The sequence below is a fragment of the Sutterella parvirubra YIT 11816 genome, assembly GCF_000250875.1.
Classification (GTDB): Bacteria; Pseudomonadota; Gammaproteobacteria; order Burkholderiales; family Burkholderiaceae_F; genus Sutterella; species Sutterella parvirubra.
Genome location: NZ_JH605011.1, coordinates 77,095 through 88,680, shown reverse-complemented (window position 1 = coordinate 88,680; position 11,586 = coordinate 77,095). Strand labels below are relative to the sequence as shown.

11 protein-coding genes are annotated in these 11,586 nt (G+C 67.2%); 3 read left to right on the top strand and 8 right to left on the bottom strand.

What is annotated here, in order from left to right:
- The 7 genes from HMPREF9440_RS12265 to fmt all read right to left on the bottom strand — a co-directional run.
- A partial coding sequence (locus tag HMPREF9440_RS12265; RefSeq protein ID WP_281047934.1) for a potassium transporter TrkG occupies positions 1 to 581 on the bottom strand: 581 nt, incomplete at its 3' end.
- 13 nt (positions 582 to 594) lie between these two features.
- Complete coding sequence (trkA, locus tag HMPREF9440_RS09100; RefSeq protein ID WP_008543532.1) at positions 595 to 2,007, bottom strand: Trk system potassium transporter TrkA; 1,413 nt, start codon at positions 2,005 to 2,007, stop codon at positions 595 to 597.
- A gap of 50 nt (positions 2,008 to 2,057) precedes the next feature.
- Positions 2,058 to 2,831 (bottom strand): response regulator, encoded by a 774-nt coding sequence (locus HMPREF9440_RS09095; protein WP_008543531.1) that lies wholly within the window; start codon positions 2,829 to 2,831, stop codon positions 2,058 to 2,060.
- 3 nt (positions 2,832 to 2,834) lie between these two features.
- Positions 2,835 to 5,108, bottom strand: a complete 2,274-nt coding sequence (locus HMPREF9440_RS09090; RefSeq protein WP_008543530.1) for a sensor histidine kinase — start codon at positions 5,106 to 5,108, stop codon at positions 2,835 to 2,837.
- A gap of 10 nt (positions 5,109 to 5,118) precedes the next feature.
- A complete protein-coding gene (locus HMPREF9440_RS09085) occupies positions 5,119 to 5,727 on the bottom strand; it encodes a DUF4390 domain-containing protein (RefSeq protein WP_008543528.1) in 609 nt (202 codons plus the stop codon).
- Between the two features lie 7 nt (positions 5,728 to 5,734).
- Positions 5,735 to 7,054 (bottom strand): 16S rRNA (cytosine(967)-C(5))-methyltransferase RsmB, encoded by a 1,320-nt coding sequence (rsmB, locus tag HMPREF9440_RS09080; RefSeq protein ID WP_008543526.1) that lies wholly within the window; start codon positions 7,052 to 7,054, stop codon positions 5,735 to 5,737.
- A complete protein-coding gene (fmt, locus tag HMPREF9440_RS09075; RefSeq protein ID WP_008543524.1) occupies positions 7,051 to 8,013 on the bottom strand; it encodes a methionyl-tRNA formyltransferase in 963 nt (320 codons plus the stop codon). The genes rsmB and fmt overlap by 4 nt, the downstream gene beginning before the upstream one ends.
- Positions 8,014 to 8,118: 105 nt before the next feature.
- Here fmt and HMPREF9440_RS09070 point away from each other — a divergent pair, with 105 nt between their 5' ends.
- Positions 8,119 to 9,015, top strand: coding sequence for an alpha/beta fold hydrolase (locus HMPREF9440_RS09070; protein ID WP_008543523.1), 897 nt, complete (start codon positions 8,119 to 8,121; stop codon positions 9,013 to 9,015).
- Between the two features lie 90 nt (positions 9,016 to 9,105).
- Here the strand turns inward: HMPREF9440_RS09070 and def are convergent, their stop codons facing one another.
- Entirely contained in the window at positions 9,106 to 9,639 is a 534-nt protein-coding gene (def, locus tag HMPREF9440_RS09065; protein WP_008543522.1) for a peptide deformylase, read from the bottom strand.
- A gap of 55 nt (positions 9,640 to 9,694) precedes the next feature.
- On the opposite strand from def, the gene HMPREF9440_RS09060 reads away from it, so the two are divergent.
- Both HMPREF9440_RS09060 and HMPREF9440_RS12260 read left to right on the top strand, forming a co-directional pair.
- Positions 9,695 to 10,600: a DNA-processing protein DprA gene (locus HMPREF9440_RS09060; RefSeq protein ID WP_008543521.1), complete on the top strand. Its 906-nt coding sequence runs from the start codon at positions 9,695 to 9,697 to the stop codon at positions 10,598 to 10,600.
- An 80-nt stretch (positions 10,601 to 10,680) separates the two neighbouring features.
- On the top strand, positions 10,681 to 11,586 hold a 906-nt coding region (locus HMPREF9440_RS12260), incomplete at its 3' end, for a DNA topoisomerase (protein ID WP_008543520.1).

The following is an 11,586-nucleotide window of genomic DNA, read 5'->3' as shown; positions in this document are numbered from 1 at the left end:
TAGATGAGGTAGAGGGCCTGCGCGGTGTCGGCGATGCGGGGCGTGAGGCGCGTTTCCTTGAGCGGTCCGCTCGTCTCCGCCTTGAGGATCTGCGCGCCGCCGACGCCGAGGAGCGGGAGAATCGCCACCGACAGCACGATCAGGCCCATGCCGCCCATCCACGCGAGGAAGCACCGCCAGCCGTTGATGGAGAGCGGCAGGTCGTCCAGCCCCGTCATCACCGTGGCGCCCGTCGTCGTGAGGCAGGACATCGTCTCGAAGTAGATCTGCACGAGCGAATACTGCGGGAGTTCGATCATGATCGGCACGACCGCAAAAAGCGGCACCACCGTCCAGACGAGCGTCACCAGGAGGAACCCGTGCCGGGCGGTGAGTTCCAGCTTGAAGCGGCGGGTGAGGAGCGTAAGCGCCGCCCCGGCCGCGAAGGTGAGCATGGCGGCCTCGAGGAACGCGCCGTCCGCGCCGTCCTGCTGCGTCACGCTCACGATCCAGGGGATGAGCATGATGAGTCCGTAGCCCATCAGGACGGGCCCGAGCGCGTGAAGCACGGGGAAGAGCAGATAGCGGAGCGTGTTGGGCATCGTGGCGCTCCCGTCAGAAGAACCCGACGTTCACCGCGAAGAGGCGTTCGATCTTGGGGATGAGGCGCTTCGTCGGGACGAAGACGATCACGCGGTCTTCGGGTTCGATCACCACTTCCGAGCGGCCCATGTGCACGATGGCGTCTTCGCCTTCGCCGCGCACGACCGCGCCGATCGCGCATCCTTCGGGGAGCGTGATCTGGCTGATGCGCCGGCCCACCACCTTGGAGGACTGGCGGTTGCCGTGCGCGACGATCTCAAGCGCTTCGGCGAGCCCGTGGCGCAGGCTGTAGGCGGCCGTCACGTCGCCGCGGCGCACGTGCTTGATGAGTTCCCCGAGGGCGGCCTGCGCGGGCGAGACCGTAATGTCGATCTGGGACCCCTGCATCATGTCGCCGTAGATCTTGCGGTTGACGAGCGCGATCGTGCGCTTGGCGCCGAGGCGCTTCGCCAGGAGGCTCGAGAGCACGTTGTCGCCGTCGTCCTCCGAGAGCGCGATGAAGAGGTCGCACGTCTCGATCCCGGCGGCGTAGAGGATCTCTTCGTCCGCCCAGTCGCCTTCGATCACGATCGCGTCGGTGCCCAACTTCTCCGCCAAGCGCTTTGCTTCGAGGCGGCTGCTCTCGACGATGCGCACGTTCAAGGAAAGGCCCTTCTTCCGGAGGTCTTCGCTCCCCAGCTGCTTCACGATCCCCTGCGCCATCGCGGCGTTCCCCGCGAGGATGATGTTCTGCACGGGGGCTTCGTGGCGGCGGATCTCCGCCGTCACGGCGCGGCTGTGGCGCGCGTCGCAGAGGAAGATCACCTCGTCGCCCGCCTCGATGATCGTCTCCTTGTTGACCTCAAGGCGGCGGTTGCGGCGGAAGACGCCCACGATGCGGGCTTCCGCATTGGGGAGGTGCGTCTGCAGGTGGCCGAGCGCGCGGCCCACCAGGGGGCTCCCGGCCTGCGCGCGCACGGAGATGAGGTTGACGAGGCCTTCGCCGAATTCGAGCACCTGGAGCGCTTCCGGGAAGGCGATCAGCTTCGCCAGATAGTCGGTCACGGCGGCCTCGGGCCAGATGACGGCCGTGGCGCCGAAGCCTTCTTCACCCAAAATGCGCGGGTAGCCCAAAAGCTCCTGGTTCCTCACGCGGGCGATGCGGGTCGGGATGTTGAAGAGACGCGCCGCCAGAAGGCTCACCGCCAGATTCGTCTCGTCGTTCGACGTGACGGCGATCAGCATGTCGGTGTCTTCGGCGCCCGCTTCGCGGAGCACCTCGGGGCTCGTCGCGGAGCCGACCACGCCGCGCAGGTCGAACTGCGCCTGCAGGTACTGGATGTGCGCTTCGTCGGTGTCGACGACGGTGATGTCGTTGGCTTCGGAAACCAGACTCTCGGCGGCGGAAATGCCGATGCGGCCGGCGCCGACGATGAGAATTTTCATGGCGGAGGCGTCCGCCCGTTCACCGGGCGGACGGAATGGTCACGAGGGCCTCAGAAGGTCTTCGGCGGAACGCGGTTCGGTTCGGCGTTCGCGCTCGCGAGGAGCTTGTCGCGGCGGTCGTCGCGGATGAGTTCGCCCTTGTCGTTCAGACGCGGGGCGCGGAGCTCTTCGAGGTTGATGCCGAGGGCCTTCACCTTGCGGTAGAGGTGGGTGCGCTCCATGTTGGAGTGCTTCGCCACCAGGCTCACCGAGTGGTTGTGGTAGATGAGGAGTGTGCGGAAGTAGGCGCGCTCCAAGGCGAGCAGCACGTCGCGGTGCGGCAGGTTGAAGTCGACCGTGAGCTCGTACTCGGGAATTTCGAAGACCGGAAGGAGCTGCGTCGTGTTCGCCTTCATCTTTTCCGCGGCCGACGGACGGCGGCGGGTCTGCTGCTCCTGCGACTTCTTGTATTCGGCTTCCTTCCACTTCGCGATCACCGTTTCCACGGTCGAGAGAAGGCGCTTCAGAGAGATCGGCTTTTCGAGGAAGTCGGCGGCGCCGTCGCGCACGGCCTGCATGGCCGCTTCGATCGAGGCGTGACCGGACATCATGACGATCGGGCAGTGCACCTCTTCGCGGTGCGCCCATTCGCGCAGGAGCGTGATGCCGTCGGTCCCCGGCATCCAGATGTCCAGAAGAATGAGTTCAAAGCGGCGCGTTCGGACGAGTTCGCGGGCCTCTTGCGCCGAACCGGCCGCCGACACGTAGTAGCCGGCATCCGCAAGCACTTCGGAGAGCACGTTGCGGATACCAAGCTCGTCGTCTACAACCAAAATCTCTGCCATGGGCTAAATCTCGCTTTGTTGGGGAGTGCGGTCGGAAGTATCGGTCGGTTCTCCGGGCGCGGCCCGGAAAAGGATGTCGATCCTGGCGCCGTAGATCATCATGCCGGAAGCATCCGTCTGGTTGGAGAGCGTGATGCGCGCGTGATGCTCGTCAAGAATCTTCTTGACCATCGGCAGGCCGAGCCCGGTGCCGGTCTCCTTCGTGGTCACGTACGGTTCGAAGGCCTTGCTGAGGATGGCCTCGGTGAAGCCGCATCCATTATCACGAATGACCAGACGGACTGCTCGGCGTTCGCCGGGACCGGTTTCGAGCTTCGTGGAAACGCGGATCTCGGGGTGACCGCCCTCGGCTGCGTCGATGCTGTTGGAAATTAAATTATGCAGGACCTGACGAAGTTGTGCTTGGTCCGCTTCGATCATGGGTAGATTCGGGTCAAGATGCGTCAGAATCTCGATGCCGGCCTCATGATAAAGCTGCGCGCAGTCCTCGATGAAGGCGTTGAGGTCCAAGGGCTTCAGCTGCGCGACCGGGAGCTTCGCGTATTCGCGGAAGTCGTTGACCATCTGTTTGAGCGCATCGACCTGAGACGTGATCGTGCTGATCGCGCGGCGCAGCACCAGCTGGTCGGCTTCGTTCGTCAGGTGGTCCTCCAGCTTCATCTCAAGGCGCTCCGCCGCAAGGCGGATCGGCGTCAACGGATTCTTGATCTCGTGGGCGAGCCTGCGGGCGACTTCGCCCCAGGCGGTCGCGCGCTGCGCCTCGTAGAGGTTCGTCACGTCGTCAAAGACGAGGACGGTACCCTCGAGGGCGCCCAAGGGCATCGAGGAGGTCTTGACGTAGAGGGGCGTCGTGCGGTTCTCGCGCACGAGCTCGAATTCGAAGCTCAGCCCCGACTCCTCGTCGTCGGTCTGCTGCTGACGGTGCCGGTCGATCGCTTCCAGAAGGTTCGGGGCGGCTTCGGCGATCGGAAGCCCCGTCCCGCAGAGGTCGCTCCCCAGGATCGTCACCGCGGCGGCGTTCGCCGTCACGATCGTGCCTTCATGGTCGATGACGACCACGCCCGAAGAAATGTTCGCGAGGACGCGCTCCAGATAGGTCTGCGCCTGCTCGGCCTCGCGGCGCTGGGCGTCCAACCCCCGGCGGGCTTCGTCCACTTCGCGCAGCATCGTGTTGAAGCTCTTCGTGAGGACGTTGATTTCATTGCTCCCTGGGAATTCGCGGATCGGGAGGAAGTTCCCGTCGGCCGCGCGGTGCGTCCCGGCTTCGAGCTGCAGGAGCGGATCGATCGAGCGGCGCGCGAACGCGATCGCGAAGGCGACCGCGCCGAAGGCGACGAAGAGAAGCGTGAGGAAAAGGGTGCCCGAGTAGATGGAGCGAAGCGACGCGCGGGAGAGCACGAGCGTCTGGTAGTCGCGGTACCCCGTCACGAGGTCGGCGGCGTTGCGGCTCGTTTCGTCCGCGACCCCCTGCACGACCTGAAGGAACATGTTGGCGGACGCCCCGGAGCGGTCGAAAAGGCCGCCGTTCCCGAACCCGCCCGCGGCGTTTTCGGTCTGCACCTCGCCGATCGGCACGATCACGCGGATCGAGAGACGCCCTTCGCGGAGCGCTTCGGTGTTCTCGAACGCGTCGCCGTCGATCACGCTGTAGATCCCGGTCGAGCGCACGACGCGCATCTGCGCGGGCGTGGGAAGCTCAGGGAGGAGCACGTTCAACCTCGAGCCCGCCGCGGCGACCGCGGTGCCGTTCCCGAGGAAGACGAGCGCTTCGAGGTTGGCTTCGCGCTCGGTGAGGCGCATCAGATCGTTGATCATCTGCGATGGCGGCGTGCGCGAGAGCGCCTCCGCCATCTGGCGGGCGGCCGCCTCGGTGAGGGTCTGCTGCTGCTGGAGAATCCCGCGGGTGATCGTCACGCCCGAGTCGAGCGCGCGCTCGACGCGCACGTCGAACCACGAGTCGATCGAGCGCGAGATGAAGAGGGCGGAGACGAGGTAGATGACGAGGCACGCGCTCACGGCGATCCCGGCGGTGACGGCCGCAAGCCTCACCGTCATGTGCATGCCGAAGCGGTGCTGCCGGAAGTACTGCGCGAGCCGCGCGATCATCGCGACGACCAACGCGAAGAGGAGCACCGCGATCACGCGGTTGGCGACGCTCAGGAGCGGATAGTACTTTTCAAAGAGCGACGAGTCCGAACTCGTGGCCGCGAGGCCGAAGAGCGAGACGCCCGCGAGGGCGAAGATCGCGAAGAGCGCGTATCGGAACCAACCCGGCATGACGGAACCCTCAGTCCTCCGGTTCGGTGTTGGCCGCTTCGGCCGGGATGTCGACGCGGTTCGCGCCGCTCGTCAGGGTCCAGTCGTCGGAGTCGCCCGAGGTGACCTGCATCGGTTTGGGGAGCTTCGAGACGTCGAGCCGGAAGGAGACTTCGGCGTTGAAGTCCGACGGGTCGCCCACGATCCCGTGGTCGGCGACGCGCCAGCGGCGGATGTTCTTGATGAGGGGGAGCGCCTGCTCGAAGGTGTCGAAATTGAGCGAGAGCCCGTTGTAGCTCACGCGGTAGCGGCGCGTGAGGGGATCGAACGAGAGCCGGATGTTGAAGCGGCTCTCTGCGACCGTCTTGTCCGTCCAGTACCAGCGCCCTTTGGTGAGCGTGAACTCGTGCTGGAAGTAGAGCGGGATCCCGCGGTGGAGCGCGTCGATCAAGGGCTGCGGCAGGTCGAACTCATAACTTGCCCGCACGAAGAGCCCCGGGCGCTCGCCCGGCTCGTCCCGGGTGATCTGCGCGCTCATCAGCGTCGCCTCCGCAGCCGCCGCGCCCGTCGGGCACAACAGGGCCGCCCCGGCCGTAAGGGCGAGGGCGAGCGCGGCGAATTGCTGTCGGAGAGCGGACATCGTGGGCTCAGGCCTTGCGGAAAAGCGCGTAGAAGAAGCCGTCGTGGACGGCGGGTTCGATCCCGTCGGGGGACGTGTCCCGCGCCAGGGGGATGAGCCTCATCATACCGTCAAGGCCGGGGGCGAGGGGCACGTTCTCGGCGTCGGGGGTCTCGGCGAGGAAGCGCGAAACCTGCTCGGGACCCTCTTCGGGGAAGATCGAACAGGTGACGAAGAGAAGGTGCCCGCCCTTCTTCACGAGGGGCCAAAGCGCCTTGAGAAGTCGGGCCTGCTCGCGCGCCAAGGCGCGGATGTCGACGGGACGGCGGTTCCAGGGGACGTCGGGCTGCCGGCGCACGATGCCGCTCGCCGTGCAGGGGGCGTCCAGTAGGACCGCGTCGAAGGGCTCCTTGTCCCACCACAGGTCGGTGGCCGCGGCGTCGGCCGTGAGGATCTCGGCCTTGAGTCCGAGGCGCGAGAGGGTTTCCTCAATGCGGCGCGCACGGTCCGGGTCGATCTCGAGCGCCGTCATGCGGCAGTCGACGAGCTCCAGCAGGTGCGCGGTCTTGCCGCCGGGCGCCGCACAGGCGTCCAAAACCCGGTCGCCGGGCTTCACGGGCAGGAAGTGCGCGGCCAACTGCACGCCCGCGTCCTGCACCGAGACGAGCCCTTCGGCGAAACCGGGGACGGATTCCACGGGCACGGGCGCTTCGAGCATCAGCGCTTCGGGGCCCAACACGCGGTGCGCCATGCCGGCCTCGTCCAACTTCGCGCGGTAGGTCTCCATGTCGGTGCGGCGCCGGTTGATGCGAAGCGTCATCGGCGGACGGCTGCGCGCGGGCTCCAGCACCTCCCGCCAGTTTTCGGGCCAGGCGGTCTGAACGCGCGCCAACCACCAGGCGGGCACGTTGTAGCGGACGTCGTCGCGGGCTTCGAGTTTCGCGGCCAATTCCGAGCGCTCGCGCATCGCGCGGCGGAGCACCGCGTTCGCGAACCCGGCCGCGCGGGCGGTCTTCGGGTCGGCGCGAAGGGCGCGCACCGTTTGGTCGGCGAGCGTGAAGTCCTTGTAGGTGCCCGAGAAGACGAGGGCGAGCGCCACCGTCAGGATCGAGCGGACGGGCTCCTTGGGCGGATGTTCCGTGAGGGCTTCCAGGGCGGCTTCCGCCAACGCGCGGCGGCGCACGGCGTCGTAGAGGATCGCCTGAAGGGCGCCGCGCTCAGAGGGCGGAAGCTTCGCGCCCGCCGCGGCGAGCGCACCCTGGAGCCCGAGGCCCTCGGCTCGCATCGAGGCGAAGGCGCGGCCCGCGGCCTGAAGAAGTTTCGAGAGCGGAAGGCGGGCGTCGCTCATGCGAGCACCTCACCGACCGCAAAGGGGAGGCTCTGGAGGAACGGACCCGATTCGGTCTTGGGCTTGCCGGGCTTCTGCAGCACGAGGCAGCGGAGCGCCCCTTCGCCGCAGGCGACGGTGAGCGCGCCCTTGGCGTCCAGAACCGTGCCGGGCTCGGCGCTCGCGGGGGCCTCCACCACTTCGGCCTTCCAGATCTTCACCGGGACGTCGCCCTTCATGAAGAAGACGCCCGGGAAGGGCGTGAAGGCGCGCAGGCGCCGTTCGATCTGCGCGGCCGAGTCCGTCCACTTGATGCGGGCTTCTTCCTTCAAGAGCTTTTCGGCATAGGTCACGCCTTCTTCGGGCTGCGGGGTCCCGACCAGATCGTCCGGGTGCGTGAGCGCATCAACGAGAAGTTCGCCCCCCATGCGGGCCATGCGTTCCGTGAGCGTCACCGTCGTTTCGTCGGGCGCGATCGGCGTCTTCGCCATCGCGATCATCGGACCGGTGTCGAGCCCCAACTCCATCTTCATCAGCGTCACGCCCATTTCGGCGTCGCCCGCCTCGATCGAGCGCGCGATCGGCGCGGCGCCGCGCCAGCGCGGCAGGATGCTCGCGTGGATGTTGATCGCGCGGATGTCCTTGTCGCGGCCGATCCCGCGCGCGCAGTCGAGAACCGGCTGCGGGAGGATGAGGCCGTAGGCGGCGACGACGAGGAGGTCGGCGCCGACGTCGCGGAGCTTCTGGTGAATGGCGGCGGACTCTTCCGGGGCCTTCTTGAGGCTCAGCGTCTGGGGCGTGAGCACCTCGATGCCGTGCTCGATGGCGAGCGTCTTCACGGGGGAGGCCGTCAGCTTCATGCCGCGGCCGCTCGGGCGGTCGGGCTGCGAGAGAACGAGGGCGACGTCGTGGCCTGCGGCGAGAAGCGCGCGCAGGGCTTCGGCGGCGAAATCGGGGGTACCGGCGAAGATGATCCGCATGGAAGCTCCGTAAGGATGAATGTATGGTTGACTGCGGGCTATCATGCCACGAAAAGAGCCCGAGGCGGCCGCATCCGCGGCCCCGGAGGCGTAACGGAGAAGCAAATGGCGGTTTTTGAGAGCGGCGGCGTGCGTTTGGCCTATGAGCGCGTGGGTGACCCTTCGGCTCCCGCGGTGCTTCTCCTGATGGGGCTCGGCATGCCCAAGGAGGCCTGGCCCAAGTCCTTCGTCGAGGGGCTCGTCCGGGAGGGCTTCCAGGTCGTCATGCCCGACAACCGCGACGCGGGGCGATCGTCCAAATTCGAAGGTTGGCGCCCGACCCAAGCGGACGCGCTTTTTGCGATTCTGCGCACGCTTCTCCGAAAACCCGTGCGCGCTGAGTACGCGCTCGAAGACATGGCTCTCGACGCCGAACGGCTCCTCGACGCGCTCGGCATCCAGCGCGTCCACGTCGCCGGCTTCTCGATGGGCGGGATGATCGCGCAGGTCTTCGCCTGCGCATGCCCCAACCGGGCGGCGACGCTCACCGTCATGAGTTCCGCGGGCGGCAACCCGCGCACGGGGCTCGGGGAGCTGCGCGCCGTCGAAGCGCTCCTCACGGGCGGCCGGGGGAGTTCTCCGGAAGCCGCCCGCGAGGGCTACCGCCGCATCTTCATGCGGCTCTCGGGCCCGGCCTGGCGCCCGAGCGACGACGACCTCGAGCGCATGATCGACGTCATTCTCTCGACGCCCTTCGACGAGCTCGCCGTCCGGCGCCAACTTCTTGCGATTTTGGCAAGCGGCGACCGCACGCCGCAGCTCCGTTCCCTGCGCGTGCCCACCCTCGTCATGCACGGGCGCGCCGACCCGCTCCTGCCCTTCCGGGCGGGCGAAGAAATCGCGGGTCTCATTCCGGGGGCGAAGCTGGTGGGCTACGACGGCCTCGGGCATCAGCTCCCCGAGGGGCTCACGGGCGAGATGGCCGCGGAGCTCGCGCGCCACGCGCACGCGCATCCGGCCTGAAGCGGTTAATCCCGAAAACGACATCCCCAAAACGGCGAAGAGCCCCGGTGTATCCGGGGCTCTTCGGTGATTCGGGCGGAAAAAGACCGATCAGCGCTTCGCTTCCTCTTCGGCCTTCTTCTTGTCGTTCAAGCGAAGCTTGCGGAGCTTCTGCGCGGCGCGGTCCTTCTTCAGGCGGCTCAGATGGTCGATGAAGACGACGCCTTCAAGGTGGTCGATCTCGTGCTGCACGCAGGTGGCGAGGAGCCCCGTCGCTTCGAATTCGAAGGTTTCCCCGTCGAGGTTCTGGGCGCGCACGCGGACGCGGTCGGGGCGCTTCACGTGTTCGTAGAGGCCCTTGAGCGACAGGCAGCCCTCTTCGCAGTCGCGCAGCTCTTCGCTCGCTTCGACGACTTCGGGGTTGATGAGCGTCATCAGCCCGGACTTGTCTTCGGTGACGTCCACGACGACGATGCGGCGCAGCACGCCCACCTGGTTCGCGGCGAGACCCACGCCGGGCGCGGCGTACATCGTCTCGGCCATGTCGGCCGCCAGACGGCGCAGTTCCTCGTCGAACGCGGTGATCGGTTCGGCGCGGGCGGCGAGCGCGGGATGCGGATACTGAAGAATGGGAAGAAGAGCCACGGGACGATTCCTCGTATAGTGTGAGGCGCCATTATAGGAAGAAGCGGGAGCGGAAATGCGCGAAAAGGAAAGGGAGGCTTGGCTGAAGACGGCTTTGGCGCCGGGGTTGGACGCCCCGACGCTGGTGCGGCTCCTCCAGGCGTTGGGCGACCCGGAGCTGCTCCTCCACGCGGACTACGCGGCCGTCTCCCGCGCGGCCGGGGACGCCGCCGCCCGCGCGCTGCGCGCCGTCGACGACGACCGCGTGGCGGAAGCCTCCGCGTGGCTCGGCAGGACGCCGGACGCCTTTCTGCTTCCGATCGTCGACGACGCGTACCCCGCGGCCCTCATCGAAGCGGGCGTGGCGCCCCCCGTTCTTTTCGGGCGCGGGAACCGCGCGGTTCTTCAGGAAGACGCCCTCTGGATCACCGGCATGACGCACGCCGACGCGGAGGCGCTCCGCGACGCCCGCGAAATGGGGGCGGCTGCGGCGCGCGCCGGACTCGTCGTCACGACGACCCTGGCCGACGGCATTGAAGCCGAGGCCGCCCAAGGGGTGCTCGATGCGGGCGGCAGGCTCCTCGTGTGGTTTGCGACCGGGCCGAATCGGGTTTTTCCCAAGTCGAACCTCGAAACGGTTCGCCGGGCGCTCGCGACGGGGAGCCTCATCCTCACGCCGCACCCGCCGGGCGAGGCCGTTTCGGAGGCTGCTTTGGGGCTTCGGACGGCCTGCGCGGCCGCATACGCCCGGGGGATTTTGGTCGTCGCGGACGAGCGCCGCGGGCGCGCCGTCGAGGCCGCACGTCAGGCCGCGCAGTTCGGCCGCGACGTCTTCGCCGTCCCCGGGAGCATCCACGCCGTCGGCAGCAAAGGACCCCACCAACTCATCCGCGAGGGGGCGAAGCTTGCGGAATCGGTGTTAGATTTGCTCGACGAATGGTCCGGGCGGCATAATGCCCGACTTTCCGGCGGGGTCCGTTGACCGCGCCTCAGAACAGCATTAGAAGAAGGGGGCCGCATCCCCTGACCCTCAGCGACCCTTTCGACGGAGAATCTTTCAGCATGGCTCAAACCTTAGTGATCGCGGAAAAGCCCTCGGTGGCGGGCGACATCGCCCGTGCGTTGGGCGGCTTCAAGAAGGACGGCGACTTCTGGGTCTCCGACGGGATGCTGATCGGTTCGGCCGTCGGCCACCTCCTGGAGATCAAGGCGCCGGAGGACTATGACGTGAAGCGCGGCCGCTGGTCCTTCGCGAACCTCCCCGTCATTCCGCCCTATTTCGATCTTCAGCCGATCGCGAAGAACGAAGCGAAGTTCACCTCGCTCGCGAAGAAGATCCGGAGCCGCAACGTCACCGACGTGATCAACGCATGCGACGCGGGGCGTGAGGGTGAGCTGATCTTCCGCTACATCATGCAGGCGACGGGCTCGAAGAAGCCCGTGCGCCGTCTGTGGCTGCAGTCGATGACGAAGGACGGCATCCGCACGGCCTTCGAGCACCTGCGCACCGACGAAGAGATGAAGCCCCTGGAGGCCGCCGCCCGCTGCCGCTCCGAAGCCGACTGGCTCGTGGGCATCAACGGGACGCGCGCGATGACCGCCTTCAATTCGAAGGACGGCGGCTTCTTCCTCACGACCGTCGGCCGCGTGCAGACGCCGACCCTGGCGATCGTCGTCGCCCGCGAAGAAGAGATCAAGAAGTTCGAGCCCCGCCGCTACTGGCAGGTGCGCGCCACCTTCGCCGCGGTCGCCGGCGCCTACGAAGGCGTCTGGTTCGACCCGAACTTCACCAAGACCAAGACGACCGCGCCCGAATTGAAGGCCGACCGCATGTGGACGGAGGACGAAGCCCTCAAGCTCGTCGAGAAGTGCCGCGGCCGCGACGGCTTCGTCACGGAAACCGTGAAGAAGAGCACGCAGCTCTCGCCCGCGCTCTTCGACCTGACGAGCCTGCAGCGTGAGGCGAAC

Coding starts and splice junctions, on each gene's coding strand:
- trkA (WP_008543532.1), bottom strand. CDS start 2,007: ATGAAAATTCTCATCGTCGGCGCCGGCCGCATCGGCATTTCCGCCGCC.
- HMPREF9440_RS09095 (WP_008543531.1), bottom strand. CDS start 2,831: ATGGCAGAGATTTTGGTTGTAGACGACGAGCTTGGTATCCGCAACGTG.
- HMPREF9440_RS09090 (WP_008543530.1), bottom strand. CDS start 5,108: ATGCCGGGTTGGTTCCGATACGCGCTCTTCGCGATCTTCGCCCTCGCG.
- HMPREF9440_RS09085 (WP_008543528.1), bottom strand. CDS start 5,727: ATGTCCGCTCTCCGACAGCAATTCGCCGCGCTCGCCCTCGCCCTTACG.
- rsmB (WP_008543526.1), bottom strand. CDS start 7,054: ATGAGCGACGCCCGCCTTCCGCTCTCGAAACTTCTTCAGGCCGCGGGC.
- fmt (WP_008543524.1), bottom strand. CDS start 8,013: ATGCGGATCATCTTCGCCGGTACCCCCGATTTCGCCGCCGAAGCCCTG.
- HMPREF9440_RS09070 (WP_008543523.1), top strand. CDS start 8,119: ATGGCGGTTTTTGAGAGCGGCGGCGTGCGTTTGGCCTATGAGCGCGTG.
- HMPREF9440_RS09060 (WP_008543521.1), top strand. CDS start 9,695: ATGCGCGAAAAGGAAAGGGAGGCTTGGCTGAAGACGGCTTTGGCGCCG.